We start from the raw sequence: 26535 nt of genomic DNA on the forward strand, positions 1-26535 counted from the left end.
CGGCTCAATCCTTAATGATAAAAAAATATTCCTAGTGTAAACCAATGCGCCACTGGCTACAATTAGATAAAACCATCCGTAATGACTGTATTTAACCCCACTGTCATATTCAGCTTTTAGGATACATCTCAACTGATTAGGTAACCCATCATGAGTAAAGCAACTGACAAAACCATCAAATCCGGCTCAAATGTGTTTGAGCACCAATCACTGCAAAGTTTAGATGCCGTGCTTAATTATCTCGACACCATTCGGGATGGCTTTAAACAAGGCCACCTCAAGCTCAGCCAAGAGGACGATGAAGTCACCTTAACGCCAAAAGGCTTAACCCGGGTCAAAATCAAGGCGAAACAAGCCAAACAGCATCAAGAAATTCGCATTACCCTGGCATGGATTCCAGATGAAACAGCGGGTGAGCATGATCAAGCCGATGCTTTATTATTAAGCAGTAAAGCAGGCAGCAAAACGAAGAAGTCAAAAAAGACCAAGAAAAAACACCTTGACCAGGATGACGCATGAAACCCAATGATGCCACGCCTGATGCACTGATTTTTTTATTATTAGAGCTGCAAAAACAAGTTCAGTGGCTACTGAAAGGCCTACAAAACAATGCGTCAGAAAGCATCACCAAAAGTCAAACACGCATAGCCTATATTAATAACTTTGTTAATCAACTGGGTTCACAGTTAGCTGCATTGCCTAACCCGCTGGCCTGGGCGCAACTAGGTTTTCATGGTCAACAAGCCAGTCAACAACTTACCACCCTCGCCAAACTGGTCGAAAAACAATCTGCAAAGACCGAGTCCGCGAAACTACACAAATCTCTCAGTAAACCTTTAAAACTGGCGGACAATGTGTTGCAGCAATTGATTGAGCAACTCAAGCCTAGCTCGCCACATAGTGTCGAAGGTGTCACTGAAAACACTTTAACGAAAACCCGACTTCAACAACTTGAAATCTTTTCGCTGAAACTGCCCGATAGCCTGAACGACTATAAGCTGACCCTGTGTTTAGCGCAGTTTAGTGCCCAACTTAGCCAACTCACCGAACGCATTAGCCAACTGGCTGAGGGCGTTCACACCCAACCTGAACAATGGCGCGCAGTACAGGCGACACTGGCTCAAAGTGAAGCCGATAATCTCACCCGCGATGCGGGTAGCCTGCAACTTGAAACCCTTGCCCATACTAAATCGGGTTGTGTGATTAGCAAGGTCGCCGCTGAGCATGAACCCCATGCCCCCCTTGGTGTGGTTAAACAAGGGCAGCGTGCCAAAATTAAACAAGAAAAAAGCCAGTTTGCTCGTTGGCAAAATTATGCACCAGACCTGGTACCCGATGTCTATGGCTATCATCGCGAAGGCGAGCAAGCGGCGTTATTTGTTGAATTTTTAGATGGCATTCGCCTCGATCACTGGCTGACTCAGGCCAAACCGAAAGGCTATTTAGCCAGCCTTGCGTTGGTATGCGAACGGCTCGAAGAGGTGTGGCGCAATCAGGCCATCACCCTAGCCAGCAAAGACAACCCGCCCAAACTGTTTATGCAGCAATTACAAGATCGTCTTAATGATGTTTGGCACGTGCACGGCAACTTCAAAAAAGAACTGCATCAACTCGGTTCGCTTAAAGGTGTTAAGCTGCGCCAGTTAATTAAACAAGCGCATAAACTCGAACTGCAACTGCAACCGCCTCAGCATTATTTTTGTCATGGCGACCTGAATCTCGACAATATTTTATTGCGCCCAGACAACCAACAAATTTTTTTAGTTGACCTCCATCGCTCCGGTTACCAAGACTATCTGCAAGATATTGCGGTGCTGATGGTGTCACACTTTCGGTTACAGCTATATGATGCCGAACACCGCCAACTGATTGGTCAAAGCATGACCCAGCTCTATCAGTTTGCTGAAACCTTTGCCGCATCACAACAAGATGCCATGATTCACCCGCGTTTGGCCCTTGGCCTTGCGCGCTCGTTTATTACCTCAACTCGCTTTGTATTAGATGAAACCCATGCTCGCGCCTTGTTTGATCGTGGTCGCTTACTGCTCACTTTACTGCTAGACTACGCCAAAAGCCATGATCCTGCTGACTTTCGGATAGATACGGAGATTTTTTATGGTCCTTACTAAGACCACGCTACACTCGCTCAAAATTGCTGTAATCGGCATTCCTGGCAAATGGTCTAGTGAGCTGCTTGCTGACGCGCTCGCTGCCCGCACCGGCTTTAAACTGGTTATCGACTTGGGTGAAGTCGCGGCCGACTTAGCTAACAGTCGTTTGCTCTATCGTGGGCAGGATTTGGCTGAGCTTGATGGTTTAGTGATTAAAAAAGCCGCCACCCGTTATCATCCAGGCATGATTGACCGTTTAGAAATGCTGCGCATTGCCGAATACCGCGGCGTGAAGGTGTTTTCATCACCGGAAAAAATTATTCGTCTTGTCGATCGTCTAAGCTGTACTGTAGCGCTACGTCAAGCCGGGATTGCTATGCCGCCCACCCTGGCAACCGAAAGTCTGGATGAAGCCCTTGAGGCAGTGCAATATTTTGGTGAAGCGATTATCAAGCCGCTCTTTTCAACTAAAGCCAAGGGGATGATTTGGTTGTCAGCCACAACGCCGTTAAAAAAACTGCGTGATCAACTGACTGAGTTTCAGCAACAACAAGGCTTTTTTTATATTCAACAAAAAATTACCCTGCCCAACCAGGATTTAGGCCTGATGTTTTTAGGCGGGCAGTATCAAGGCACCTATGCACGGGTTAATCAAAAACATAGTTGGACCACTAGCACCAGTGAGGGCGGCAAATATGCCCCGGCCGAGCCTCAGCCAGATACGCTCGCGATGGCTGAACGGGCCCAAGCGGTATTTAACCTTGATTTCACCACGGTAGATATGGCCGAAACAGCCGATGGCCCCATGTGCTTTGAAGTGTCCGCATTTGGTGGCTTTAAAGGGGCATACGATGCACTAGGTATGAATATGGCCGAAAAATATGCCGACTATGCTATTCAACAGATTCAGTCTGCCAAATAATTATTAAATAGAAAAGTACCGCTTATGACTGCAGACCAACCCGCAGACCAGACTTCAGCCACGCAACTTATTCGTCTTACCGGCTGGCAACTGTTGATTCGTGCGCAAGATGCGCGCCTTCGCAAACAACTCGCCGACTACTTTGGCCCACTTATTAGCCATGACCAACAAGCGATTGTTGCGCACCTGCAACAGGATAATGCGCCTTGCTTAACCCTACATCTCAGCGCTTCCGAGCAGTTAACGCAACTCTATGCGCTGCCTTTTCAAGATTGGCAACGCGAGCCAGGTAAACAAGGTCGCAAAGAAGCCGTATATGATTTAAGCCCGAGTGATCGGCTCGTTCACAAGGTTCGCACTGGCTTAATACTCTGGCAACATCCGACCCAGTTGCGTGCGATGGGTGATCTGCTCGCCCACCCCAACCAAGTGATTAATTTTATACTCAGTCAATACTTAAGCTGGCGGCTCAATCAAAGTGCGCCCAATCAATCTGCAAACCAACTCGGCCATTGTGCTGCGCTGCGTTATCGCAATTATGGCATTGCCATCGCTGGATTTTCAGGCGGCGGAAAATCAACACTGATGCTGCATTTATTACGCGAAGGCGATGCCTTTATTAGCAACGACCGGATTGTATTGCAGCGCATGGCTAATCAAGATCAATCAGCTCAGCCCAAACTCATTTGCTATGGCATCCCCAAGCAACCCCGAGTCAATCCGGGCACCTTGCTCAATAATCCGGCATTAAGCGGCATTTTGCCAGACCCTGCGCGCTATAAGGCGTTAAGCGAGCCTGCATTGCGGGCGCTAGAAGAAAAGTACGATGTCATGGTGACTAAACACTTTCCCAACCAACCCTATCAGGCCAGCACACCACTTGATCTGCTGATTATTTTAGATTGGCAGGCAGACGCCACCGACCCGACCCGGTTGGTGCCGCTCAATATCCAAGCCGAACCTAAGTATTTATCGGCTATTATGAAATCGGCCGGCCCGTTTTATCAAAATGCACAAGGTCTTACCCCCACACAACCGCAGCATCCCAATCCATACGATTATTTGCCATTATTGCAAGACTGCACCATGATGCGCTTAACAGGTAAGGTTGATTTTCAAGCGGCCAAAGCCACAATCGATGCCTATATAGCCCAGCATAACTAATCAAGCAGACTGATTAACACCTGGCTTATTCACGTCCATCTTAATCACCACCAGGCCTGCTATTAAGACAAATACGGCTGAAATCGCCAAGCAGGCTTCCATACCGGCTACTTGATAAACATAGCCCGATAACAGGGTGCCGACTAAGCGTCCAGCGGCATTCGCCATATAATAAAAGCCGACATCTTTCGATGTCCCGTCATGACTGGCAATCGACACGATCAGATAGGAATGCACCGCAGAATTTAGTGCAAACAAAACACCAAATATTAACAGCCCCACCACGATGACTGTTTGCGGTGCCCAGTCCAGCAGCAACGCCATCAATAAGGGAACGCCAGCTAAACTAAGCGCTAAAAAACGTGCGGTCCCCGCGCTTGGGTTTTTGCCAGACTTCCACCCGGTTAGTTTCGGCGACAAGGCCTGAACAATACCGTAGCCAATCACCCAGAGCGCCAAATACGCACCCACATAAGTATGATCCCACTCCAATACCGACACCAAAAACACCGGCAAGGCCACCACAAACCAGACATCACGGGCACCAAATAGAAAAAAGCGCGCGCCTGACAGCCAGTTAAGCTGCGGGTTTTTAGAAAACATCTCATTAAACTTAGGTTTATGTTTGGCCTTGCCTAAGCGACCATCCAATAGCAGCATGGACACCAATAAAAATACCGTTAACACCCCAGCCATTATCCACATAGCCGCAGCAAACCCGACCCAAGCTAACAGCAACGCGCCGACAAAAAAACCGACCCCTTTCAAGGCATTTTTTGATCCCGTTAACAAGGTTACCCAACGATAGAGCTGGCCGGATTGATCGGAAGCCAGATTTTTAATGGCACTTTTCGCGCTCATTTTATTTAAATCTTTGGCAATACCCGATAAGGCTTGCGCAACCATTACATAAACCACGCCTAGCCATTCGGCCGGCACGGTCAGCATCAACAAGGCCCCCACCTGCAAGGCCAAGCCAATATTCATCGTCACATTCAACCCCCAGCGTGCGCCTAACCAGCCGCCCACCAGATTAGTGACAATGCCAAAAAATTCATAAAACAAAAATAACAACGCGATTTCAAGCGGACTATAACCCAGTTGCCAAAAATACAGCACCACCAGCATCCGCAACGCGCCATCGGTAATAGTAAAGGCCCAGTAATTACCGGTTACCAGGCCATATTGCTGCAACGGACTCATTAGCAGGCCTGGTTTAGTTTAGCGGACTTAATAGCCAATTCGACCCAACGCGCAACATAACCGACTTCATTGTCGTACCAGGCGAGGACTTTAACCTGCGTGCCATTCACCACGAGTGTTGATAAGCCATCAATCACAGATGAACAACGCTCGCCCTCATAATCCGCCGACACCAATGGCCGATTTTCGAAACCTAAAATACCTTGTAAATAGGTTTGCGCCGCTTGTTCAAACAAACCGTTGACTTCCACTACACTGGTTTCGCGATCCATTTCCATCACCAAATCGGTTAGCGAGGCATTCATAAACGGCACGCGCACCGCCAAGCCGTTCAGCTTGCCATTCAGTGCTGGAAAAATCGTGCCGATCGCGGTTGCCGAACCCGTAGTGGTCGGAATCAATGATTGAAAACTCGCCCGCGCCCGACGTAAATCAGCATGACCGTGATCGACGACTTTCTGGGTATTGGTCAAATTATGCATGGTGGTAATCGTGCCATGCTTAATACCAATTTGTTCATGGAGCACTTTAATCACCGGTGCAATACAGTTGGTGGTACAAGAAGCGCCGGTAATAATTGGGTCTTGCCCTGGCACAAAAATGTCGTCATTAATGCCCATGACGATATTCTTAATGCCCTCTTTCATCGGTGCGGCCACCACCACCTGCGGCACGCCTTGATCAAGATAAGGTTGCAAGGCGGATTGAGTTCTAAATTTACCGGTAGCTTCTAACACCACATCCAAATTCATCTCGCCCCAAGCGGTGTCCTCAATAGCTTTATTCATCGAATAACCTATGCGCTGACCACCCACTTCAATTGCATCACCCGCATCACTGGCCTTAGCTTCATGCCACCAACGCCCATGCGCCGAATCAAAATTCATTAAATGGGCTGAACTTGCCGCATCACAAGCGGTTTCATTAATATGCACCACCTCAACGTCGTTTAGCTCCATCAAGTCTCTTAGCGCCAAACGTCCCATCCGTCCAAATCCGTTGATAGCCACTCGAATTGTCATCTTGTATCCTTTCATGCTTTTTAAGGGTTGATTAGTTGGTCAAGTTAACGGGCTTCGCTATAATTAAAGCTAGTTTAAAACGAGCTTGTTAGCCAGTGCGTTAACCTTAACACATATATGCTTAAGCAGATATTAACCGATTTAGCACCGAGGATGGTTGCATTTTTATGACAAACTTTTGGCACAGTCTCCCGCTAGACCAGCTCGCAGCCCATGGCAAAGTCATCAGTGACCCGGTACGCTTACGACTATTAACCCTGTTAGCCAGTCAGCCGAGCCTATGTGTCTGTGAACTGGTCAGTGCGACCGCCCTCGGACAAAGTCTTATTTCCCGGCATTTGGCCTATTTAAAACGCCATGGCTGGGTCGATGCCCAACGCCAAGGCGCGTGGATGCATTATCAACTCATCACCCCACTGCCCTTACCCATCGAGCCTTGGTTGCAGGCCTGGCAAACTCACCCCGATTTTGTCGCTGATTTTGCCCGTTTGAGCGCGCCGACATGCTAGCTACTCGCCTCACGCACTGGCGTAGCCATTACGGTTTAGCACGTCAAATCATGCTTATCACCAGTGCCGGCCTATTAATAGTCGCGTTAAGCTGGTTAGTCTTGCAAGGGGCGTGGGTATCAGCAGGCCTGCTGCTGGTCGGCATGGGCTTAGGTGCAACACTAAATTATTTTGTGTTTGGCTTTAGTAGCAGCTGGCGCAAATCCATTTTAGAGGGCAACACGCTTGGCGCACGTGCGCAAGTGATTATGCTCGCCGCAGCGCTCATGTTGTTTAGCCCACTGTTGTGGCTAGGGCAGTCTGATGACGGGTCTTTTCAGGGGTTAGTACGCCCAGCTGGTTGGTCGGTGATTCTGGGCGCATTTTTGTTTGGGATTGGGATGCAGTTGGCGAGTAATTGCTCATCAGGAACGCTTAACCGCGCCGGCCAACTGCAAGCGCTGCCAATGGTGTCACTACTGATGATGTTTGTCGGTGGCGTGCTGGCAGCTTATAGCTTTACCTACTGGGATGCCTGGCCAGCGTTGCTGCCCTGGTCTTTTACCCTGGATTGGGGCCTAGCAGGCCTGCTGGTGAGTCTGGGCTTACTGGCGCTAATCTATTGGGCATTAACCCGCTATGAACAACAGCGCACCCAGCAACTTACTCAGTTACTTAGCCTAGAGTCAAAATGGGGCGCGACGCCCTATGCGCCATCATCAAGCAGCGGTTTAGCCCTCAGCCGCGCACACCAGCTGCTGTTAGCAGGCCTGCTACTCGCGCTCCTTAGCACCTTTATTTTATTGTTAGCGGGGCAACCCTGGTCGGTGGCATCGGTGTTTGCTCTCTGGCCGTTTAAACTAGCCGAGTGGATTGAATTACACACCGGCTGGATGCTGTTAGACTGGTCGTTTTGGGATATTGCCGGTCACTATCAAGACCGTGTCGCTCGGCCGCTTTGGTTAGATCATGTCAGCATGACCACTTTAGGGGTTATATTCGGTGCGCTAGCCGTCACCCTTCTACAACCCAAGGCGATCACCCCCTTACCTGACGGCCAGCACGCCATTGGCTATTATGCGCTCGGCGGTTTGTTAATGGGCTTGGGTGCTATGCTATCTTACGGCTGTAATATCGGCGCGCTCTTTAGCGGCATTGCCTCGGGTAGCTTACATGGCTGGCTATGGCTCATCGCCGCCGTTATCGGCAATATGGTGGCGCTAGCTTGGCTTAATCGCTCAAAATAACAGGATAATTTATGGAACAAGCGAATCGACTGACGATTATTCAAACGAAAGGCTCACTGGATTGGGCTTATCCAAGCTTGATTCTTGCCAGTACCGCTCGGACGCTCGACCAAGACGCACATATCTTTTTTAGCTATTATGGCATTCGCTGTTTACTAAAAGACACCCGTAGCTTGCGTGTATCACCCGTTGGCAATCCGGCGATGCCGATTCGCTCACCCATTGGCCCAGCCAGCTTAAAAGCCATAGATTGGCGAGGTTACACCCCTGACCTACTGTGGAGTTTACCGGGGATGACGCGCTTGGCGACCTGGGCTTTCAAACGCCAATTAGCCAGCCACGGCCAACTTCCTTTTGCAGAGATGCGAGAACTGTGCTTAGAACTCGGCGTTAAAATGACCGCCTGCCAAATGAGCATGGAACTATTAGGGTTTAACGCAGCGGATCTGATTGATGGCATTGAATATGCCGGTGCCGCCAGCTATCTCGCCGATTCGGCACGAGACCAAAGTTTATTTATTTAACAAGCGCTATTTCACGGCTAGCGCTATTCATCAGCTAGCAACGGATCACTGACCTGACCAGTGGTTAATTCATCAAACACGCTTAACGCATTGCGTAAAAACAGTTGACTATACATCGGACGATCTCGATAGGCCGGCATCTCAACGTGCCGTGCTAAATCCTGGCGCGCCACACCCTGCTCAATCGCTTGCTTGACCACCTCCTCTAAATCTTTAAAGTAATCATAAGTTTGGCGGGTTAATTCGGTTAAATTGGACGCCCCACCGTGACCAGGAATAACCAAAAGATTGTCTAGATCCGGCGAATGGGTGGTCACATAGTCCACCATGCGTTCAAAAGATTGCAACCATTCACTGTAAGACGAGCCATGTAGCAGGCCTGGTAAACGCTCTACAAACCCTAAATCACCGGTAAACAAGATGTTCTTGCTTGGAATAAACGCACCGGTCATGGTTGGGGTATGCCCACCGCCAAAGTTGACTAAATGTACCTCATCCCCGGTACCTTCATTAATCACCAAGCGATCTTCAAAGCGTGTATAGCGATCAGCGACATTACGCACCGGCTGAATTAATAACGGCCCATACTCACTGACCCGCTGCACGGCACGATCAAAGCCACGAACCTGCCAAAAATCCGCCGCCGCCTGCTCGCTATATAGATTATGCACCCCAACATCCATCCAGTAACTGGCCCCTAAGTTTGCATGAGATTGGTAGTTTTCTATCGCCAACCATTTAATCGGCATCGCAGTATGACGCTGCAATTTTTGATGAAAACTATAAGCAACGGCGGGATTAGAACCGGTGTTATACACAAAAATACCTGACTCAAGCTCGACAGCCGTAATATTGTTATTCAAACCGAAATTTTCCAGCGTGCCCCACATTAACGCACCTTTCACAAAAAACACCCCCGGCGCGACTGCTTCTATCGCCGGAATCGGCAAGACACGACCTATATAACCATGTTGTTGCAACAAGCGTTCATGTTGCGCGGTATAGTTTAAGATCGACTGCGCCAACACCGGATCATTAAGTTGCGCAGCGTACTGCTTAAATGCCCGCGACCACTCATCTTCATAGGCATTATTCGATGCCTGACCATAAGCGAGAGGGGTCGTTAGCAGGCCTGCTGCCAAGGCGAATATAGCTGATGTTTTAGTCAATGAATTCATATCATGAATATCCTCTTCGTTATTATCTAAGTTATTAAACACTATTCGGTCATTATGCACAGGTCCCCTTTGACGTCATCAGCCAAAACTCAAACCTCTTCAATTTGAGCACAAGTTTCTACCAAAATAAACGCCATGGTATTGTCTATGTTATACACCTGTCTTCGATTCATTTAGATAATGTTTAGCAATATACCAGTGACTAAAGCCAATAAATACGGGCATTGCTTGATTAAACTTTTTTTACAAAAACTATTGCAAAGTGATTTTTAGGCTCTATAATACGCCACATCAAACGCAAGTTTGAACGACTATTCCCCAATAGTTCAGTTGGTAGAACACCGGACTGTTAATCCGTATGTCCCTGGTTCGAGTCCAGGTTGGGGAGCCAAACATAGACCCTAAGTAATTGATTTACTTGGGGTTTTTTGTTTATAGGCTGTAGCAATAGCGTAACTAACACCTCAAAACTCAAAGCTGTGGCAACCAATGCTCAGCAAGCCACTCTCGTGTGTAGCTATCAAACGCCCAAAAAGCTTCAATCCAACTGTCCACATCTTGAGCAGCCAATTCATCACACGCGGCTTTACTGCGATAGAAGTTAGAAACCAACTCAGCGCACTTAACCTCAAATGCAGGACGCTGCTGGCTGGCTTGAGCCAGCTCCCCTACCCAATCCATCCAATCACTAGCTGAAACCTGACGTCTAATCTCCGCGCCTATTGGATGGAAAAGATGATCGTAACGCGACAATATCATCACGCTCACCCACACAAACCTAAACGCAACCTGCTCGACTTTAAATTGCCACTGCAATGTAACCGGGCTCAGTGTGTTAGATTTAATCGACGCAAGCTCAGCTATAAAAAAGCGTGAGTTATCAAGGGTGCGCAGAATTTTGGCTTTCCTAAAGTTCGGAAATGCTGCAATCAGCATTGCTTCATCGTGAAATTTATTCAGCAGATCTAACAACACCTGTGGACGCCGTCCTTCTGCCAATATTTGCCTTTTATATTCAATAGCAGGATCAATAATCATATCGAAAGTGAGGTCAGTGCGCACCAACTCAACCCATGCTGAATCAATAATGCTATCCTGGCTTGCCGGCAAAAAAACATCTAGGTCAGAATCTAGCCAATATTGACACTGCGCCACCGAACCGACCACCAAAACCTCAACCAGGTACCGCTGTTCGAACGCAACCAGTTTTTGCAACAAGCCGCAAAGCGATTGCCGTTTAAGTTTTAGCAATTTAACAAGCTTTGAATTATCGAGATCGTTCATTTATCTAGCCAAAAAGTGGACACATGCAGACCTAGCGTTTTACATAGACTTTAAAATTCTAAGTGCTAAAACTCCGGCATAATCCGCTTCATAAATCCATCAAACAATGGCACGGTAAAAGCCGTGTCGCCATGGGATGGACTATAGATCATCCCCTTGAGAATCAGCCTTGCTCGAATGGGTGCCACGGTTGACGCCCCCTTCCCCAGCAGCTCAGAAATATCACCGGAACGATGTGGCCCTTCGCCCAGTTCGGCCATCGCCCGCATATAATGCTTTTCAGCAGGGGTTAATCGATCAAAACGTACCCTAAAAAAGCTGTCATCCAATTCTGATAACGCCACATCCGTTGCATTTAATGCATCCTTTTTTTGGATAGGTGAAGACTCGGCTAAATCCCAAACATGCTTGCCCCACTCCTGAATAAAATAGGGATACCCTTTTGTTTGCGCAATAATTTCGTCAATCGCGTCATCGGTAATTTGGGTTGATTCATGTTCCAGCGGAATTTGGATGGCTTGCTTTGCGGATTCGTTATCCAGTGCATCAATGGATACGAACTCAAACAGGCGTTCGGCATAGGACTTGGCTTTACCCATTTGACCAAGCAACTGAGGCAGACCCGCACCCAGCAAGGTAATCGGCAATTGCTTTTGACTCGCACGGTGTAACGCGGCGATCAGGGCAGATAATTGTTCCTCTGGCACATACTGCAATTCATCAATAACCAACACAATCGGTTTTTTATGATGTTTGGCGGACTCACCAACAGTCACAATCAAGTCGGTAAGGTCGCTTTCAAAGTCGCCACTATCGGCCAAACCTTCTTCAAAATCAAAGTCGATGTTGACTTCAACATCATCAAAGCGCAACTTAGCGGCCTTAATGAAACCGGCCAACGCACTCTTCGCTTGACTAAGAGACGCTACCATCACAGCCTTGGCTTGATTGAGCTTGCTCATCTTAATTAAAGCCGTACGTAATGCCGGACCCAACATCGCCGGCAAAGATCGATATTCTGGCGCTTCAATCACCACAGACAGATAACCCTCTGCTTCAGCTAGATCAGTGAGTTTATGCAGTAATACTGTTTTACCGACTCCACGCAGACCATACAACACCACACTTCGTGCGGCACGACCTGCTGCAATACGGTGCAATGAAATCGTGGCGCGCTCGATAATATCATCACGACCTGCTAACTCCGGTGGCGGTATGCCTGCACCCGGCGCAAAAGGATTGTAACGGGGATTCATAAAACTCACCTTTAACAAAATATTCACTAGTTAACAAATTTTGTTAATTATAGTCAATTTAGGTATAAACTTGAACTGATTATAAATTTTTACTGAAAAAAAAACGCTATAAGATATTGATTTTACGTTACTGCGGGCATAAAAAAGCCCGAATGAGACGGGCTTTTCTTGAAAATGGTAGCTACACCAGAAACAACTAGTAGAAAGTGTTTCCTGATAAGGGAAAGATCCGCAAAGCAAAATACAGAACTTAGACTAGGGCTTTTTTGCTAACTGAATAGTAGGTAGCGCGACTCTTGGTAAGTGCATGCGTGCGGCTTGGTTCATTAAAAGCTCGCGCCAGTATGGCCAAACATGGTAACTAGCATTTTGAAGAGCAAAAGCGTCTATCGATTCTTTTTTAAGCTCCTCGGCCATGAAATATTCAACCACAAACACAGCTTCAATCTGCGCTTTTAGCCCTAGCTCTTCTGAATTGGCAGTTGGATCAACCCAGCGCACGCCTAAATTTATAAAAACACGCATGAACTTTTTAGCATCCAGCTCAACAACATCAACTTTCTCGACAAAGTGCTTTGATGCAATATCGAGTGTTTCTAAATTCGGATAATACTTGGGCTCAAAATCACCATAACAATGCGCAGTCATATCACGCACATAGACATCCGTAATCTGCAACGCATCTTTTGCTTTTTGTAGCGCATCCGTCATGCCACAGACTCCAATCTATGATAACTTGCCGAATCATCTAACTTGAAACTGTGAACCAACTTGATTCCAGAGCCGACCTTATTCATCAAATTGGTTGTTTTATGATAACTATGGTCGCTATCGACGCCATCCAAACCGGCCTGTTCTTTTAACCATACAAACACATCCGGTGCATACCATGCGGCACGCAACAATTTATCCATACCTTCAGACTGCATAACATCGTTATTTTCGTACTTAGAAAATGCCACTGGGCCACCACCAAAAATAAGGGCGGCTTGTTTTTGGTCAATACCCCATGCTTCACGCATGCGACGAATCTCTTCACCAGAAAGTAAGCCATCAACGCGCTTTTTAAAAGCAATCATGACACGCTTATTCATACGCATTTCATTAGCGCCAGCCTGCTCAGTTTCGCAAACATCGCATACACTAAAATAGTTGGCTATTTCGCCAGTTTTTCCGTGATATTCAACTGATACCAATTCACTATGTGCGCTTAAATGCCCTTCACCACAAACCGGGCAAATCGGTAGTTCTTTACTCATTGTATTCTCCTCCTAGGAAGACAAATGACAGGACACGATTAAAATCAAGGCGCCAGTCTTACCTATTGCAAACTTAAAATAATAACTGAGGTCGCCGTCATTCAAACGATAAGCATCACAAGCCGCACAGCTCACGCCTGATTTAAGCCAAGTCCATTCAGAGCCTAAATATCGACCATTCACCACAGCCCTTTCCAAATAAAGCGCTAAGTCATCCGCATCCCAATCCAAGTTTTGTGCGTCAATATTAGCCTTGCGAGTCGCGATCTTTATTGCTTCAGATGACTTCAAAAGCTCAATCACTTCGGCTACTGGGTATAAAGGCCCTTCACTAATCTTACGATTATCGCTAACCAGCTTATCATCGGAAAAGCCATCAGTGAAACGGCTCAGAATTTTAACACTTACCATTATGGTAATCCATATTTAGTTTTCCAATCGCATTTTTTTATTAAATACCCAAAACATCACAAACTTAAGCTATTTTTAACACAAACCAGATTCAATCAAGCAGAAAGCACTTTATCAGAATCATATATGGCAATTTAATATTAAAAACTAAGCATCTAATAGCAACACGCAAGGATCACTCCAAGGAGTAAGTATGGTTGTTTAGCACGCGTTTTGATGGGATGCAAAATATCAGCTGGGACGGCAAAAAACGCTATAAGATATTGATTTTACTTTACTGCGGACATAAAAAAAGCCCGTACGAGACGGGCTTTTCTTGAAAATGGTGGCTACACCGGGATTCGAACCTGGGACCCCATCATTATGAGTGATGTGCTCTAACCAACTGAGCTATGTAGCCAAAAGATGGGCGTATTATAAGGAAGTTTTAGCGTTTGTCAAAACTTTCTTACACATTAAACCTAAAGTGCATCACATCACCGTCTTGCACAATATAGTCCTTGCCTTCTAGACGCAGCTTACCGGCTTCTTTTGCACCTTGTTCGCCGTTATATTTAACATAGTCATCATAGGCGGTGACTTCGGCACGAATAAAGCCTTTTTCGAAGTCGGTATGAATCACACCGGCGGCTTGTGGTGCGGTCGCGCCGACCTTAACCGTCCAGGCACGCACTTCTTTAACACCGGCGGTGAAATAGGTTTGTAGGCCAAGCAAACTATAGCCAGCGCGAATCACACGATTCAAACCGGGTTCATCCAACCCCATACCCTGCAGAAAATCGAGTTTATCCTCGTCATCCAATTCAGCGATCTCAGATTCAATCGCCGCACACACCGGCACCACGGCGGCACCTTGTTCTTGTGCAAAGGCAGTTACCGCATCCAAATATGGGTTGTTTTCAAACCCATCCTCATTAACGTTAGCGATATACATCATTGGCTTAATGGTGAGCAGGTGTAAGTCATACAGCTCCGCCTGCTCATCCTTCGACAAATCAAGATTACGCACCAAAGTACCTTCTGCGATACCCGCCGCGACTTTTTCAAGCGTAGCAAGACGCGCTATCGCTTCTTTGTTACCCGTTTTCGCAACACGCTGCACCTTAAGAATCGCTTTATCAATCGATTCCATATCCGCCAACACCAACTCGGTATTAATAATCTCAATATCAGACAGCGGATCGACCTTACCGGCCACATGCACGATATCGTCGTTTTCAAAACAACGCACCACCTGCGCAATTGCATCGGTTTCGCGGATATTAGCTAAAAACTTATTACCCAACCCTTCACCCTTCGATGCACCCGCCACCAGGCCTGCTATATCAACAAACTCCATGGTCGCGGCCATAACACGCTCAGGCTTGACCATCTCTGCCAATTTGTCTTGACGTGGATCAGGCACTGGTACAATGCCCACATTCGGCTCTATAGTACAGAATGGATAGTTAGCGGCATCAATGCCGGCATTGGTGAGCGCATTAAATAAGGTTGATTTTCCAACATTCGGCAAACCGACAATGCCGCACTTAATTCCCATGGTAAATGTCCTTATAGTCTGAAATGATATTAACTGGCAGCAGGCCTGGTATGGAGCTGATTCATCGCTTTAGCAAAATCACCCTGTACCACATCAGCCATCACCCGCGTGGCATCATAAATCGCATCATCAATCGCTTGACGATCAAGCTTTGAAGGTGCTTTAAGTACATAGTTGACGACTTCTTTTCGATCACCCGGATGATCAATACCCAAACGTAAACGATGAAAATTTGGACCACCCAAGGCTGCAATGGTATCTTTTAAACCATTATGGCCACCATGACCACCACCCGTTTTGAGTTTGGCTATCCCTACCGGCAAGTCAAGTTCATCATGGGCCACTAAGATAGCCTCTACTGGAATCCGATAAAAATTAGCGAGCGCCTGAATGGACTGGCCAGAGCGATTCATAAAAGTCGTGGGCTTTAATAACCACACGGGACGATGATTAACACTAATTTTGGCTACTAAGCCTAAAAATTTGGTTTCTGGACGAAACACCTCACCGGCTTGGCGAGCCATTTCCTCCACAAACCAAAAACCAGCGTTATGTCGGGTCTGTTCATATTGTTCGCCGGGGTTACCCAAGCCGACAATCAGTTGTACAGATGACATAAGCGCTGGTTCCTAGTCAACCTAGCTCTGACGAGCCGAGGTTTAATTAACGTCTAACTTTACCAATACCTACAACAGCTTGGTCATAGTCGGCACTACCGTGTAAGAGTGCAACCACTTCAACGCCTTCTGGCAATTGAAGATCAGATAAACGTAAGCTTTCGCCTGCTTCCATCGTTGAAACATCAATTTCAATTGCAGTAGGTAGGTTTTTAGCTGAACAACGAATTTCAACCGTCTTCTGGAAGAAGGTCATCAAGCCGCCCAATTTAACGCCTGGTGCTTTTGCAGCGCCAGCAAATTTAATCGGTACACGCTTAACAACGCGGCCATTGTCGGTCACACGCTGCAAATCGATGTGCATCACATCAGCACGTGCTGGGTGACGCTGCATATCTTTAATAACCACGTTTTCTTGGCTTGCGCCTTCAACATCAACAGTCAAAATAGTGTTGTAAATGTCGTTATTCATTAATGCTTTTTTTACAAAATTTGCATCCAAGGTAACCGATACGGCGTCTTTATCGCCACCATAAATGATACCTGGGATTTGGCCCGTATGACGAAGGCGGCGGCTCGCACCTTTCCCCTCAGTCGAACGAACTTTAGCTGTCCATAATGCGCTCATAGCGTTACTCCATCAATGAGGTTGCCCTCGTTACAAAAACTTTCACCCGCGACCAGGCAAAAATAAAGGCCGTATTATACTGATTTAATGTTCAATAGCCAATAATTTTCAGACACTTAGCTAAAAATAGCCGGCTAAAAACAACAAACCCCGCTAAATGCGGGGCTTATTATAGACCATAAAGCTCAATCGAATAAATTACATCGCTGGCATCAGCGCGGTAACCGATTCTTCATTATTTACGCGACGAATTGTTTCGCCTAAAATATTAGCGACTGATACCTGACGAATCTTTTCGCATTCCATCGCATCAAGCGTTTGCGGAATAGTGTCCGTCACCACCAGTTCCTTTAACATCGACTTACGAATATTTTCAACCGCCGGCCCAGATAACACCGCGTGGGTCGCATAAGCCGTTACACTCTTCGCACCGTTCTCTATCAAAGCCGCCGCTGCTTTACACAGGGTGCCTGCGGTATCGACCATATCATCAACAATGATACAATCACGGCCTTTAATGTCGCCAATAACATTCATAACCTGCGAAACGTTAGCTTTAGGGCGGCGCTTATCAATAATGGCCAACTCTACATCTAATGCTTTAGCAACAGCACGCGCACGCACCACACCACCAACATCCGGCGAAACTACAGTAATATTAGATACATCTGAACTTGACTGCGCCAACATGTCTTCAACCAACACGGGTGAGGCATAGATATTATCAACGGGAATATCAAAAAAACCTTGAATCTGATCTGAGTGCAAATCAATGGTAATCATGCGATCAGCACCGGCTACTGTAATCATATCTGCGGCTAAACGTGCTGTAATCGGTACACGCGCTGAATGAGGACGACGATCTTGGCGCGCAAAACCATAATAAGGCACTACCGCTGTAATACGTTTAGCCGAAGCACGTTTAAGCGCATCGATCATCACCAACATTTCCATCAAGTTGACAGCAGGCTCAGGCGTACAGGTAGGCTGTAAAACATAAACATCTTTACCACGCACAGATTCGGTTATCTGCACCATGATTTCGCCGTCACTAAAACGACCGACATTTGCTTTACCCAGGGGTTGATCTAAATAGAGGGAAATTCTCTCAGCAAGGGTGACATTTGCATTACCGGCAAATATCATAACGCTTTTGTTAGCCATATAATGGCAGCTCCTGTGGAGGAATAGAATTCTTTATGCGGATGAGAGATGGCTGGGCTGGAAGGATTCGAACCTTCGCATGACGGGATCAAAACCCGCTGCCTTACCGCTTGGCTACAGCCCAATATCTCTGTCCGAAGACAGGTGCGTATTATGCCAAGATCTAAAAAAACTGCAAGCGCATTTTTAAAAAAACTGTAAAAAATTTTGTTTAGACACAGCTTCTGATCACTTGGAAACCTTTAAAACAAAAAAGCCAGCAAAATGCTGGCTTTTTCTAGTAATCACAACAAACGTAATTAAGCTAAGGCTTTAATACGTGCGTTGATACGGCTCTTAGAACGAGCTGCTTTGTTCTTCTCAATGATGCCTTTACGCGCCATTTTGTCTAATTTAGACTGAGCTGCTACAAATAACGCGGTAGCTTGCGCTTTATCGCCACTATTGATTGCTGCTAATACTTTTTTAACGGCAGTACGCATATCAGAACGCTGTGATGCGTTACGTAGACGACGAACTTCGGCTTGCTTAGCGCGTTTTGCTGCTTGTGCTGAATTGGCCACAATAATCTCCAAAAATCGGTAAAAATCTAAAGTAAACCTGGGTTTTTCAAGTTGTCAGATTCACAACTCAGCCAGAAAAAATACCATAGGGTTTGAAAGGATTGCGTGATTATACCTGTCTTATCCACAAGGTCAAGCGCTGCGCAACATTATTCATCAAGATTTATTCGCGATGATAAGGATGGTTTTGCAACACCGACCAAGCTCGATATAACTGCTCGGCTAGCATCACTCTGACCAAAGGGTGTGGCAGGGTTAAGTTAGATAAGCTCCACATCCAACTCGCTTGTGCACGAATCGACTCATCTAATCCATCTGGCCCGCCGACTACCAACGCCACATCCTGGCCACCACCCAGCCAATCGGCCAATTTGTCAGCTAATTTTAACGTGGTAGGTTGTGCGCCCTTTTCATCCAATACAATTAAGCGGGCATTTTTGGGCACGGCAGCCACAATACGCTTGGCTTCTTCTTGCTTATATTGACTGACTGAACCGGTTTTGCCACGCACCGCCATCGGCAGTTCAATTAAATTTAGACTACAGCTTTTAGGCAGGCGTTTAGCATAATCGTGATAGGCATCTTGCACCCATTTGGGCATTTTTTGACCCACACAAATCAGGTGAATAATCATAAACTAGACGTTAGAGGAGTCGACCGTTGCTTTTGGTGCGTCGTCTTTAACCTGCCAAAGTTTTTCTAATGAATAGTAGGCTCGCGCCTGCTCAGTCATCACATGAATTACAATATTGCCGTGATCCACCAACATCCATTCTGGCTGTGGGCCACTTTCTGCACCTAAACAAGGATCATTGGCGTCTTTAAAGGCTTGCTCTACCATGCCGCCCAAGGCTTTAACATGGGTCGTTGAAGTACCGGTTGCCACCACCATACAATCGGTAAAGCTAGCTAAACCCGTCACATCAATTACTTGAATATCACGCGCTTTGCCATCGTCCAATGTTTTCGTTACCAGCTCAATTGCTGCGTTTAATTCCATAGCTATCCTTTTTGATAAAGCCTATTAGTCTCAATAAAATCTTGCACCGCTTTGGGCACAAGCTGGTCAATCGGTTTGTTAAATTGGATTAAATCACGGATTTGCGTTGCGCTCAAATCCAATTGAGTCACCGCCACTTCAATAATCTGTCCGGCCGGTTTCGACAAATGCGTAACGTGATGCTGCGTTAGCAGGCCTGCTAACGCACCCTCTTGTGGCATCAACTCACCTGGACGATGCATCACCGCAATATTGGCTAAGGTTAAGATAGTTTGCCACTGATGCCAGTGCATAAATTTAGCAAACGCATCCATTCCCATAATAAGCACCAGGCCTGCTTGCGGAAAGGCTCGCTTTAGGGTGCGTAACGTATCGACCATATAGGATGGCCCTTGACGATCCAGCTCAGTTGAATCAAACACACATTGCGGATAATCCGCCAAGGCCAATTTAACCATTTGTGCACGCTGAGCCGATGAGGCCTGCGGCGTCCCACGATGCACCGGCTGATAGCAGGGAATAAAATGAATGCGCGTTAGGTTTAACTGCTGCTGTATATCCAAAGCCGGGCGCAAATGCCCATAATGAATGGGGTCAAAGGTGCCGCCCAATACTCCAATCCATTCTATGTCTTGTTTAGCGACTTGCTCACCAGGCCTGGTTATTACCACCCGCATCCCTTAGTATAGTGTGATGAATTCTCGCATTATACCCCATGACTGGCTCGTCAGTCGCGCCGACACACCAATTGGACTCCTCTACCTCGCCACTTGGCAAGGCCGCCTTGTCCGCGCCAGTTTTGCCCCATTCGATGATGCCGCGGATGAGCAGGCACTCACCTCACAGACCGACCATAATCAAACCCACCAGGCCTGGTTAGACGCGATCCATACCGGTGTACTGCCGGGTAGTTTGGCTCCAAAGGGCACTGATTTTCAACTCAGCGTATGGCAGGCCTTGCAACAGATTCCACTCGGCCAAACGCGCAGCTATCAACAGCTTGCTGACCAACTGGGGCGTCCGCAAGCAGTCCGCGCAGTGGCGAATGCAATCGCCGCCAATCCGATTGCCTGGTTTATTCCTTGCCATCGTGTCATTCGCAGCAACGGCGAACTCGGTGGTTATGCCTGGGGTTTAGCCCAAAAACAACAACTGCTGGATTGGGAAGCAACCCATGCAAACTGATCAACTTGACCCTCAGTTACTTAATGATCTGTTGACGCTGCTGCTGCAACACCCTGACGGCATTGCCGAACACCAACTGCTCAAAGCACTCGCTGAGCAGGGTTATCAAGCCTTCCAGCCAAGCCTGGAACCGCTGGCGCTATTTCAGGCACACTTTTTACTGTTTCACCTGCTCTATCGGCAACAGCAGGCCTGGTATCAACAGGGTCACGGTTGGCTTCAGATTGATTGTTTAAAGATTCAATTTCAGCCGCAACGCCCCCATCAGCCCACTCACGACACGCAATCAACCCCTCCGCAACTGGATGACCCGTTGCGGCGTTATTATTTGGATATTGAACAGTATCGGCAAACACAAACGGACGATGTGATTGAACTGCTGGACAGTTTTTGGCGCAGCCTCGCTCGGTCGCCGGACACAACACAGATCCAACAAGCGAAAGGCTTGCTTGAAATTACAGAAGAGACAATAACACTTGAACAGGTCAATCGACACTATCGCCGATTAAGCCAGATTCACCACCCAGACAAGGGCGGTGACAGTGAACGATTTCGACAGATCAGCCAGGCAGCAGAGACTTTACGAAAAAGCTTAGGTTACAAAAAAACCTAAAGCTTATTGGCGGATATGGCCATCACCCAATACGATATATTTCTGCGAGGTCAATCCCTCTAGCCCAACCGGGCCACGCGCATGGAATTTATCAGTACTGATGCCGATTTCCGCGCCTAAGCCATATTCAAAGCCATCGGCAAAACGGGTTGAGGCGTTGACCATCACCGAACTCGAATCGACCTGCGCCATAAACTGACGCGCTTTGGTATAGTTTTCGGTAATAATCGACTCCGTGTGCGCCGAACTGTATTGCGCAATGTGCTCAATCGCCATCTGCATATCCGATACCACGCGAATCGACAACACGGGTGCCAAATATTCGGTCTGCCAATCTTCCTCAGTCGCCCGCTTGGCCTCAATCAGCGCACAGGTTTTTTCACAACCACGCAATTCGACGCCTTTTTCTTGATAGAGTTTGGCTAATTCAGGCAAAACCTCAGCCGCCCGCGATTCAGCAACCAATAGGGTTTCCATCGCATTGCACACGCCATAACGGTGGGTTTTGGCATTCAACGCCACCTTAATCGCCTTATCTTTATCCGCATCATCATCAATATAAACATGACAAATGCCGTCCAAATGTTTAATCACCGGCACACGCGCATGTTCGCTAATTCGCGCAATCAGCCCCTTGCCGCCGCGCGGGATAATGACATCGACATATTTCGGCATCGCAATCAACTCGCCTACCGCTTCACGGTCGGTGGTTTCAACCACTTGCACCGAGGCTTTTGGCAGGCCTGCTTGCTCTAATCCGGCCTGAATACAAGACGCTAAAGCACGATTTGAATAGGCCGCTTCCGACCCACCGCGCAAAATCGCGGCATTGCCGGATTTCAAGCACAGCGCCGCCGCATCAATCGTCACATTCGGGCGCGACTCATAAATAATGCCCACCACCCCTAAAGGCACGCGCATTTTGCCAACCTGAATGCCGGACGGACGATAACGCAAATCGGTAATTTCACCAATCGGATCCACCAGGCCTGCTATTTGACGCAGCCCTTCTGCCATCTGCGCCACACCTTGATCGGTAATCGCCAAACGATCCAACATCGCCGCATCCAAACCATTCGCCTTGCCCGCGTCGAGATCCTTGGCGTTTTCCGTTTTCAAAAATTCCGCATCCGCTTCCAACTGCGCCGCCATCGCCAATAAGGCATTATTTTTTTGTTCGGTGGTCGCTGTCACCAACACGCGAGACGCCGCACGCGCCGCCTGCCCTAAATCCTGCATATACTCTTTAATATTCATCGCCATCTCTTTTATGTTTAATCTGCTTTTTTATCTGCACTTGTTTATCTGACTAAGATACCCATCTCGTCATTTTAGCCTTATTAATAAAGCTTGCCAAACATCAGCCTTCCGAGGGTTTTAAGGGTTAAGACTCAGTTGTTCCCATTCAAACTGGGCGATGTTCTTTTGTTCGGCGTTAAAGTGGATACCGATTAGATAAATGGGTTTTTTCACGGCAAGGTATTTGTCGACATAGCGTTTGTCTTTGATTTGTTGCAACGCGTTGGTGCTGGATTGGCTGCTGGGTTTATCTGGGTGATCGACTTTAAACTCCATGATGTAAATCGCGTGATCCATGATGACGGTGAGATCAATTCGGCCTTGATTAGTGACGTCTTCGCCGATGATGTTGAGGCCTAAACTTTGCAAATAGACATAGATGACGCTGGCGTAAAAGCCTTCATAGTTTTGAATGGCGTTGTGGGTGTAGTTGTTGTAGGGAATGCTGGCGAACATACTGCTAAGCGCTTGTTTGAAACTGTCCATATTATTTTCCAGCAGCGCCATGTGGGTATTGACTTGAATATCCGCTTGGTTGCTTGGGCTGTTGTTGAACAGCTTTAAGATATAGTCCGTGAGTGACGCTTTAACTTCAAGATTGGGCAGTTTAAGGTAATAGTAGGTTTTTACGCCCAGCGTTTGCACTCGATCAATGGTGAGATACCCGCTTTGATACAGAATCACTTCTAAATCCAGGTTGTCGATGTCAAAACTGTTGAGCAGTTTTTCATCGACGCGCAAGTTGGTCAGACTGGGCAGGAAATAATGTTGTTTTTTAATCAGTTCAATTAAAAAGGTCGGTGTGCCGCTTTCAAACCAGTAGTTTCTGAAGGTATGTTCATTGGCGATAAACTTGAGAATATCAAACGGGTTGTACATCTGACTGCCAAGGAAGTTATAGCCGTTGTACCATGCTTTGACCTTTTCTCTATCGACCCCTTTCATATAAGGGGCAAAAGTGGTGTCGACGTCGTGTTGGCTATAACCGCAGATATCGCCGAATTTTCGATTTAGTGAAATATCGGTGATATTGTTTAAGCCACTAAAAATCGAGGTTTTAGTAAACTTGCTGACCCCGGTTAAAAACGCAAAGCGCAAAAACTCGTCACTGCCTTTGATCACGCTGTAGAAGTTGACCAGGCCGTCGCGGATTTCTTTTGCTACGGCCGTGTCCGTGATATTGTCGAGAATCGGTTTGTCGTATTCATCGACCAGCACCACCACTTTTTGGTTGTATTTAGCATGGGCTTTGCGGATGAGTTCGCTGAAGCAACCGGCGACGCTATCCCGCTCTTCACATTCAATGTCGAGGTAGTGCTGGTTTTCTCTAAGTGTACGTAAAATGCTTTCATCCAAATGTGCACGGTTCTCAATCTTGCCTGAAGCAAAACTAATCCGAATCACCGGATAACGAACAGCCCAATCCCATTTATTCTCAATCGCCAGGCCTGCAAAAAAGTGTTTATTGCCTTCAAAAATATTGCGCAGGGTATCGAGAAACAAGGATTTGCCAAAACGACGTGGACGGCTTAAAAACACATACTTGTAGCTTTGCAATAATTCATAAGCCAATGCCGTTTTATCAATGTAAACGTAACCGTCTTCACGAATTTCGCTAAAGGTTTGAATGCCAATGGGGAGTTTTTTCAGTGTCATGTTCGTTCTTAGATTAAAGCTATAGATTCAGTATAGCAAAATCAATACACTTGCTAATTCAAAAAATCGAAGCGATAAGAACATAACCAACTTAACACGCATTTTGGCTGAAGTAAGAGTGAAAGTTAAGGCATACAGTGTCTAGCTTGGCAGACAATGCATAGGTTGAGTTTAAACCTTATTTAAATTCACGAGGTACGCTGGCTAAAATAGAATCGAAAGTGCGCCGCATAACAGATATTGAAGTCGCACTTCTCGCACAAGCATTGAATCGACCTATCGAATGTCTGTTTGATCAGGCCTGCTCAACAACACGGCCATCTTGACAAGTTGTCAACAAAAGTTATGGTAAACCAATATGATTTACTAAGGACAAGAAAAATGCACTCATTACACGTCGCTGAATTTAAAGCTAACTTATCGAGCATTTTGGCTGAAGTTAAAACAAAAGGTGAGGAATACATTGTTGAGTTTGGCCGCAATCATGAAAAAGTAGCGGTGCTGATTCCCTATGAAAAATACCAACAGCAGTTTCAACAAGGCATAAAACTCGGCTTATTTGCAGACACAGCCTCTGTTGAATTTAAACCCGACTTTAAAATGACCGATAAACAAGATCAGCTATAAGCAGGCCTACTGATTAACACCGAAAATTCAAAATTAGCGCGCTATTTTCATCGCTAAATCGGACAGACCCAACCAGGGATCGCCCAGTTGCAGCCCTTTGACTTGGCGATCTATTTGATAGGCATCTAACAACAGTCGATGCCAAACTTTGAGAGGATGCCGCGACAAGGCTTGACGATATTCGGCTTGCTTACTGGCCCAAATCCGCTGTTCTTTCATCGCTAAATGAACATTGCTTGCCTGTGCCAGTTCAATCAGCGTGCGTAACTCTTTAGTAAACAACCACAACACGATAGGCGCTTCCGTGCCCTCTTGTTGCAAACGGTGCAACACATGTAACGCCTGTTTTGCCTCACCCTTTAATAGCAGACTGCTTAAAGCAAATAACTGGTAATGCGCCTGATCAACCACCTGCTCGGCAATATCGGCATCGGTAAGCTGCTTAACACGTCCCTCTCCGGCACTCGCTGGATAACGCAAACTCAACTTAATCAATTCTTGTTCGGCAGCGAGCATGTTGCCTTCTACCCGTTCAGCCAACAAGGCGGCCGCATCGGGAGTTAATTGCAACTGATGAGAAATCGCTTCCTGCTGACACCAACGCACCAATTCCTGCTGCGCCAAGGGCTTGGCTTGCACCACCAGGCCTGCTGATTCAATGGCTTGTGCCCATTTGGCCTTAACTTGACGACTTTCTAAACGCTCACAATAGATGACCAACACGCAATCCTGCGGCGGTTGCTTACACCAGTTCAACACAAACTGGCTGCCTGGCGTGCCCGGATTGCCACTTGGCATGGCTAGCTCTATTAAGCGTTGATCGGCAAATAACGACCCTGTTTGGGTTTCCATCGCCAAGCCTTGCCAATCAAATTGCGCATCGACATCATAACGGTCGCGTTGCAAAAAACCTTGGGCTTTAAAATACTGGCGCAACGCATCGGTGACGCGCCGCACATACAACGGCTCCTCGCCATACACCAGCATAATCGACGGATAGCGCCAATGGCCTTGATGAAGCTGGTTAAGAAAGGCCGGCGCCAATAGCATTAGCGCGCCGGCTCTGCAGGGAGTTGACGGCTGACGCGATCTAAAATGTTACGCGCCAACTCTTGCCACATGGGCTCTTGCAAATCACGCCGTTCACGCTCCGCCGCTAAACTGGCGGCAGGATCCACTTGCACATCGCGCATCACCATCACTTGGGTGTCTAGTAACAATTGTTCATTGGCGACATCATGCAGGCGAATTGCTTGCGTCATGCGGATCAGCTCACCAATCACTTCACCCGCTTGGTTGCGCGCGCTAGTCGTGGTTCGTGTTTCATAACGGCCTAATTCCAAGTGATAAGGGGCTTGCGCCAAACTGCTTACTCGCTCAACCCCAGCGGCATCAAGCTGTTGATTGAGCGCCGCTAACAAACCCGCTGGACTAGCGCCCGTAATATAAATAGCTGACATAGTAAGCTGGCCGCTAAAGCCACCGGTGCCGCGCAATCGAAAACCGCAACCGGACAAGGCTGCAACCGAACCGGTGACCAGGCCTGCTAACAATCCACGGCGCGTAAGTGTCAT

Annotated in this window: 30 protein-coding genes and 3 tRNA genes; 11 read left to right on the forward strand and 22 right to left on the reverse strand. The window is 47.1% G+C overall.

Annotation, left to right across the window (positions count from 1 at the left end; genetic code table 11):
* The first annotated feature begins 150 nt into the window (after positions 1 to 150).
* The 4 genes from THIAE_RS08520 to THIAE_RS08535 are packed head-to-tail and all read left to right on the forward strand — an operon-like array spanning position 151 to position 4197.
* Positions 151 to 519, forward strand: a complete 369-nt coding sequence (locus THIAE_RS08520; protein ID WP_006460945.1) for an amphi-Trp domain-containing protein — start codon at positions 151 to 153, stop codon at positions 517 to 519.
* A complete protein-coding gene (locus THIAE_RS08525) occupies positions 516 to 2129 on the forward strand; it encodes an aminoglycoside phosphotransferase family protein (protein WP_006460944.1) in 1614 nt (537 codons plus the stop codon). Before THIAE_RS08520 ends, THIAE_RS08525 begins: the two co-directional genes overlap by 4 nt.
* Complete coding sequence (locus THIAE_RS08530; RefSeq protein ID WP_006460943.1) at positions 2116 to 3033, forward strand: GAK system ATP-grasp enzyme; 918 nt, start codon at positions 2116 to 2118, stop codon at positions 3031 to 3033. Before THIAE_RS08525 ends, THIAE_RS08530 begins: the two co-directional genes overlap by 14 nt.
* Positions 3034 to 3057: 24 nt before the next feature.
* A complete protein-coding gene (locus tag THIAE_RS08535) occupies positions 3058 to 4197 on the forward strand; it encodes an HprK-related kinase B (protein ID WP_006460942.1) in 1140 nt (379 codons plus the stop codon).
* Here the strand turns inward: THIAE_RS08535 and arsJ are convergent, their stop codons facing one another.
* Positions 4198 to 5400 carry an organoarsenical effux MFS transporter ArsJ gene (arsJ, locus tag THIAE_RS08540; RefSeq protein ID WP_006460941.1) on the reverse strand — a complete coding sequence of 401 codons (1203 nt, stop codon included), beginning with the start codon at positions 5398 to 5400 and terminating at the stop codon, positions 4198 to 4200.
* A complete protein-coding gene (locus THIAE_RS08545) occupies positions 5400 to 6422 on the reverse strand; it encodes an ArsJ-associated glyceraldehyde-3-phosphate dehydrogenase (protein ID WP_006460940.1) in 1023 nt (340 codons plus the stop codon). The genes arsJ and THIAE_RS08545 overlap by 1 nt, the downstream gene beginning before the upstream one ends.
* 167 nt (positions 6423 to 6589) lie before the next feature.
* On the opposite strand from THIAE_RS08545, the gene THIAE_RS08550 reads away from it, so the two are divergent.
* The 3 genes from THIAE_RS08550 to THIAE_RS08560 are packed head-to-tail and all read left to right on the forward strand — an operon-like array spanning position 6590 to position 8681.
* Positions 6590 to 6931: an ArsR/SmtB family transcription factor gene (locus THIAE_RS08550; RefSeq protein ID WP_006460939.1), complete on the forward strand. Its 342-nt coding sequence runs from the start codon at positions 6590 to 6592 to the stop codon at positions 6929 to 6931.
* Positions 6925 to 8157 (forward strand): YeeE/YedE thiosulfate transporter family protein, encoded by a 1233-nt coding sequence (locus tag THIAE_RS08555; protein WP_006460938.1) that lies wholly within the window; start codon positions 6925 to 6927, stop codon positions 8155 to 8157. The genes THIAE_RS08550 and THIAE_RS08555 overlap by 7 nt, the downstream gene beginning before the upstream one ends.
* A gap of 11 nt (positions 8158 to 8168) precedes the next feature.
* Complete coding sequence (locus THIAE_RS08560) at positions 8169 to 8681, forward strand: DsrE/DsrF/DrsH-like family protein (protein ID WP_006460937.1); 513 nt, start codon at positions 8169 to 8171, stop codon at positions 8679 to 8681.
* A gap of 23 nt (positions 8682 to 8704) precedes the next feature.
* Here the strand turns inward: THIAE_RS08560 and THIAE_RS08565 are convergent, their stop codons facing one another.
* Positions 8705 to 9859 (reverse strand): MBL fold metallo-hydrolase, encoded by a 1155-nt coding sequence (locus tag THIAE_RS08565; RefSeq protein WP_006460936.1) that lies wholly within the window; start codon positions 9857 to 9859, stop codon positions 8705 to 8707.
* A 315-nt stretch (positions 9860 to 10174) separates the two neighbouring features.
* Between THIAE_RS08565 and THIAE_RS08570 the strand changes: the two genes are divergently transcribed.
* Positions 10175 to 10250 (forward strand) — tRNA-Asn (locus THIAE_RS08570).
* Positions 10251 to 10330: 80 nt separating this feature from the next.
* Here THIAE_RS08570 and THIAE_RS08575 read toward each other — a convergent pair.
* From THIAE_RS08575 to nadD, 15 genes are all read right to left on the reverse strand, one after another.
* Positions 10331 to 11143: a hypothetical protein gene (locus THIAE_RS08575; RefSeq protein WP_025299389.1), complete on the reverse strand. Its 813-nt coding sequence runs from the start codon at positions 11141 to 11143 to the stop codon at positions 10331 to 10333.
* Between the two features lie 65 nt (positions 11144 to 11208).
* Entirely contained in the window at positions 11209 to 12399 is a 1191-nt protein-coding gene (locus tag THIAE_RS08580) for an AAA family ATPase (RefSeq protein ID WP_006460934.1), read from the reverse strand.
* A gap of 255 nt (positions 12400 to 12654) precedes the next feature.
* A complete protein-coding gene (locus tag THIAE_RS08585; RefSeq protein WP_006460933.1) occupies positions 12655 to 13110 on the reverse strand; it encodes a hypothetical protein in 456 nt (151 codons plus the stop codon).
* Positions 13107 to 13658: a type II toxin-antitoxin system MqsA family antitoxin gene (locus THIAE_RS08590; protein WP_006460932.1), complete on the reverse strand. Its 552-nt coding sequence runs from the start codon at positions 13656 to 13658 to the stop codon at positions 13107 to 13109. The genes THIAE_RS08585 and THIAE_RS08590 overlap by 4 nt, the downstream gene beginning before the upstream one ends.
* 12 nt (positions 13659 to 13670) lie before the next feature.
* Positions 13671 to 14069: a hypothetical protein gene (locus THIAE_RS10830; RefSeq protein WP_006460931.1), complete on the reverse strand. Its 399-nt coding sequence runs from the start codon at positions 14067 to 14069 to the stop codon at positions 13671 to 13673.
* Positions 14070 to 14392: 323 nt separating this feature from the next.
* Positions 14393 to 14469, reverse strand: a tRNA-Met gene (locus tag THIAE_RS08600).
* A 48-nt stretch (positions 14470 to 14517) separates the two neighbouring features.
* Entirely contained in the window at positions 14518 to 15609 is a 1092-nt protein-coding gene (ychF, locus tag THIAE_RS08605) for a redox-regulated ATPase YchF (protein WP_006460930.1), read from the reverse strand.
* A 29-nt stretch (positions 15610 to 15638) separates the two neighbouring features.
* On the reverse strand, positions 15639 to 16226 hold the full coding sequence (gene pth / locus THIAE_RS08610; RefSeq protein WP_006460929.1) for an aminoacyl-tRNA hydrolase: 588 nt from the start codon (positions 16224 to 16226) through the stop codon (positions 15639 to 15641).
* 46 nt (positions 16227 to 16272) lie between these two features.
* Positions 16273 to 16854 carry a 50S ribosomal protein L25/general stress protein Ctc gene (locus THIAE_RS08615; RefSeq protein ID WP_006460928.1) on the reverse strand — a complete coding sequence of 194 codons (582 nt, stop codon included), beginning with the start codon at positions 16852 to 16854 and terminating at the stop codon, positions 16273 to 16275.
* Positions 16855 to 17052: 198 nt separating this feature from the next.
* Positions 17053 to 18018: a ribose-phosphate pyrophosphokinase gene (locus THIAE_RS08620; RefSeq protein WP_006460927.1), complete on the reverse strand. Its 966-nt coding sequence runs from the start codon at positions 18016 to 18018 to the stop codon at positions 17053 to 17055.
* A 49-nt stretch (positions 18019 to 18067) separates the two neighbouring features.
* Positions 18068 to 18142, reverse strand: a tRNA-Gln gene (locus THIAE_RS08625).
* A 175-nt stretch (positions 18143 to 18317) separates the two neighbouring features.
* Positions 18318 to 18581 (reverse strand): 30S ribosomal protein S20, encoded by a 264-nt coding sequence (rpsT, locus tag THIAE_RS08630; RefSeq protein WP_006460926.1) that lies wholly within the window; start codon positions 18579 to 18581, stop codon positions 18318 to 18320.
* Positions 18582 to 18744: 163 nt separating this feature from the next.
* Entirely contained in the window at positions 18745 to 19215 is a 471-nt protein-coding gene (rlmH, locus tag THIAE_RS08635) for a 23S rRNA (pseudouridine(1915)-N(3))-methyltransferase RlmH (protein ID WP_006460925.1), read from the reverse strand.
* 3 nt (positions 19216 to 19218) lie between these two features.
* Positions 19219 to 19581: a ribosome silencing factor gene (gene rsfS, locus THIAE_RS08640; protein ID WP_006460924.1), complete on the reverse strand. Its 363-nt coding sequence runs from the start codon at positions 19579 to 19581 to the stop codon at positions 19219 to 19221.
* Between the two features lie 2 nt (positions 19582 to 19583).
* A complete protein-coding gene (gene nadD, locus THIAE_RS08645; protein ID WP_006460923.1) occupies positions 19584 to 20252 on the reverse strand; it encodes a nicotinate-nucleotide adenylyltransferase in 669 nt (222 codons plus the stop codon).
* A 22-nt stretch (positions 20253 to 20274) separates the two neighbouring features.
* Between nadD and THIAE_RS10650 the strand changes: the two genes are divergently transcribed.
* On the forward strand, positions 20275 to 20766 hold the full coding sequence (locus tag THIAE_RS10650) for a methylated-DNA--[protein]-cysteine S-methyltransferase (protein ID WP_006460922.1): 492 nt from the start codon (positions 20275 to 20277) through the stop codon (positions 20764 to 20766).
* A complete protein-coding gene (locus THIAE_RS08655) occupies positions 20756 to 21379 on the forward strand; it encodes a DNA-J related domain-containing protein (protein WP_006460921.1) in 624 nt (207 codons plus the stop codon). Before THIAE_RS10650 ends, THIAE_RS08655 begins: the two co-directional genes overlap by 11 nt.
* 3 nt (positions 21380 to 21382) lie before the next feature.
* Here the strand turns inward: THIAE_RS08655 and THIAE_RS08660 are convergent, their stop codons facing one another.
* Positions 21383 to 22636, reverse strand: a complete 1254-nt coding sequence (locus THIAE_RS08660; RefSeq protein ID WP_006460920.1) for a glutamate-5-semialdehyde dehydrogenase — start codon at positions 22634 to 22636, stop codon at positions 21383 to 21385.
* Between the two features lie 120 nt (positions 22637 to 22756).
* Complete coding sequence (locus tag THIAE_RS08665) at positions 22757 to 24334, reverse strand: ATP-binding protein (protein ID WP_006460919.1); 1578 nt, start codon at positions 24332 to 24334, stop codon at positions 22757 to 22759.
* Positions 24335 to 24715: 381 nt separating this feature from the next.
* Here THIAE_RS08665 and THIAE_RS08670 point away from each other — a divergent pair, with 381 nt between their 5' ends.
* Positions 24716 to 24961 carry a type II toxin-antitoxin system Phd/YefM family antitoxin gene (locus THIAE_RS08670; RefSeq protein ID WP_006460918.1) on the forward strand — a complete coding sequence of 82 codons (246 nt, stop codon included), beginning with the start codon at positions 24716 to 24718 and terminating at the stop codon, positions 24959 to 24961.
* Between the two features lie 33 nt (positions 24962 to 24994).
* Here THIAE_RS08670 and holA read toward each other — a convergent pair whose 3' ends face one another.
* Both holA and THIAE_RS08680 read right to left on the reverse strand, forming a co-directional pair.
* Entirely contained in the window at positions 24995 to 26011 is a 1017-nt protein-coding gene (gene holA / locus THIAE_RS08675; protein ID WP_006460917.1) for a DNA polymerase III subunit delta, read from the reverse strand.
* Complete coding sequence (locus THIAE_RS08680; RefSeq protein WP_006460916.1) at positions 26011 to 26535, reverse strand: LPS-assembly lipoprotein LptE; 525 nt, start codon at positions 26533 to 26535, stop codon at positions 26011 to 26013. Before THIAE_RS08680 ends, holA begins: the two co-directional genes overlap by 1 nt.

Origin of the sequence: Thiomicrospira aerophila AL3 (assembly GCF_000227665.2) — a bacterium.
GTDB classification, from domain to species: Bacteria; Pseudomonadota; Gammaproteobacteria; order Thiomicrospirales; family Thiomicrospiraceae; genus Thiomicrospira; species Thiomicrospira aerophila.

What these genes read in the sequence shown, in the direction of transcription:
- THIAE_RS08620 (WP_006460927.1), bottom strand. Translation starts at nt 18,018, where the DNA reads ATGGCTAACAAAAGCGTTATGATATTTGCCGGTAATGCAAATGTCACC.
- THIAE_RS08530 (WP_006460943.1), top strand. Translation starts at nt 2,116, where the DNA reads ATGGTCCTTACTAAGACCACGCTACACTCGCTCAAAATTGCTGTAATC.
- THIAE_RS08665 (WP_006460919.1), bottom strand. Translation starts at nt 24,334, where the DNA reads ATGACACTGAAAAAACTCCCCATTGGCATTCAAACCTTTAGCGAAATT.
- THIAE_RS08590 (WP_006460932.1), bottom strand. Translation starts at nt 13,658, where the DNA reads ATGAGTAAAGAACTACCGATTTGCCCGGTTTGTGGTGAAGGGCATTTA.
- THIAE_RS08545 (WP_006460940.1), bottom strand. Translation starts at nt 6,422, where the DNA reads ATGACAATTCGAGTGGCTATCAACGGATTTGGACGGATGGGACGTTTG.
- THIAE_RS08555 (WP_006460938.1), top strand. Translation starts at nt 6,925, where the DNA reads ATGCTAGCTACTCGCCTCACGCACTGGCGTAGCCATTACGGTTTAGCA.
- THIAE_RS08655 (WP_006460921.1), top strand. Translation starts at nt 20,756, where the DNA reads ATGCAAACTGATCAACTTGACCCTCAGTTACTTAATGATCTGTTGACG.
- THIAE_RS10650 (WP_006460922.1), top strand. Translation starts at nt 20,275, where the DNA reads ATGAATTCTCGCATTATACCCCATGACTGGCTCGTCAGTCGCGCCGAC.
- THIAE_RS08585 (WP_006460933.1), bottom strand. Translation starts at nt 13,110, where the DNA reads ATGACGGATGCGCTACAAAAAGCAAAAGATGCGTTGCAGATTACGGAT.
- holA (WP_006460917.1), bottom strand. Translation starts at nt 26,011, where the DNA reads ATGCTATTGGCGCCGGCCTTTCTTAACCAGCTTCATCAAGGCCATTGG.
- rsfS (WP_006460924.1), bottom strand. Translation starts at nt 19,581, where the DNA reads ATGGAATTAAACGCAGCAATTGAGCTGGTAACGAAAACATTGGACGAT.
- THIAE_RS08680 (WP_006460916.1), bottom strand. Translation starts at nt 26,535, where the DNA reads ATGACACTTACGCGCCGTGGATTGTTAGCAGGCCTGGTCACCGGTTCG.
- THIAE_RS08660 (WP_006460920.1), bottom strand. Translation starts at nt 22,636, where the DNA reads ATGAATATTAAAGAGTATATGCAGGATTTAGGGCAGGCGGCGCGTGCG.
- THIAE_RS08670 (WP_006460918.1), top strand. Translation starts at nt 24,716, where the DNA reads ATGCACTCATTACACGTCGCTGAATTTAAAGCTAACTTATCGAGCATT.
- THIAE_RS08580 (WP_006460934.1), bottom strand. Translation starts at nt 12,399, where the DNA reads ATGAATCCCCGTTACAATCCTTTTGCGCCGGGTGCAGGCATACCGCCA.
- THIAE_RS08535 (WP_006460942.1), top strand. Translation starts at nt 3,058, where the DNA reads ATGACTGCAGACCAACCCGCAGACCAGACTTCAGCCACGCAACTTATT.
- pth (WP_006460929.1), bottom strand. Translation starts at nt 16,226, where the DNA reads ATGTCATCTGTACAACTGATTGTCGGCTTGGGTAACCCCGGCGAACAA.
- arsJ (WP_006460941.1), bottom strand. Translation starts at nt 5,400, where the DNA reads ATGAGTCCGTTGCAGCAATATGGCCTGGTAACCGGTAATTACTGGGCC.
- THIAE_RS08575 (WP_025299389.1), bottom strand. Translation starts at nt 11,143, where the DNA reads ATGAACGATCTCGATAATTCAAAGCTTGTTAAATTGCTAAAACTTAAA.
- THIAE_RS08560 (WP_006460937.1), top strand. Translation starts at nt 8,169, where the DNA reads ATGGAACAAGCGAATCGACTGACGATTATTCAAACGAAAGGCTCACTG.
- ychF (WP_006460930.1), bottom strand. Translation starts at nt 15,609, where the DNA reads ATGGGAATTAAGTGCGGCATTGTCGGTTTGCCGAATGTTGGAAAATCA.
- THIAE_RS08525 (WP_006460944.1), top strand. Translation starts at nt 516, where the DNA reads ATGAAACCCAATGATGCCACGCCTGATGCACTGATTTTTTTATTATTA.
- THIAE_RS08615 (WP_006460928.1), bottom strand. Translation starts at nt 16,854, where the DNA reads ATGAGCGCATTATGGACAGCTAAAGTTCGTTCGACTGAGGGGAAAGGT.
- THIAE_RS08565 (WP_006460936.1), bottom strand. Translation starts at nt 9,859, where the DNA reads ATGAATTCATTGACTAAAACATCAGCTATATTCGCCTTGGCAGCAGGC.
- THIAE_RS08550 (WP_006460939.1), top strand. Translation starts at nt 6,590, where the DNA reads ATGACAAACTTTTGGCACAGTCTCCCGCTAGACCAGCTCGCAGCCCAT.
- THIAE_RS10830 (WP_006460931.1), bottom strand. Translation starts at nt 14,069, where the DNA reads ATGGTAAGTGTTAAAATTCTGAGCCGTTTCACTGATGGCTTTTCCGAT.
- rlmH (WP_006460925.1), bottom strand. Translation starts at nt 19,215, where the DNA reads ATGATTATTCACCTGATTTGTGTGGGTCAAAAAATGCCCAAATGGGTG.
- THIAE_RS08520 (WP_006460945.1), top strand. Translation starts at nt 151, where the DNA reads ATGAGTAAAGCAACTGACAAAACCATCAAATCCGGCTCAAATGTGTTT.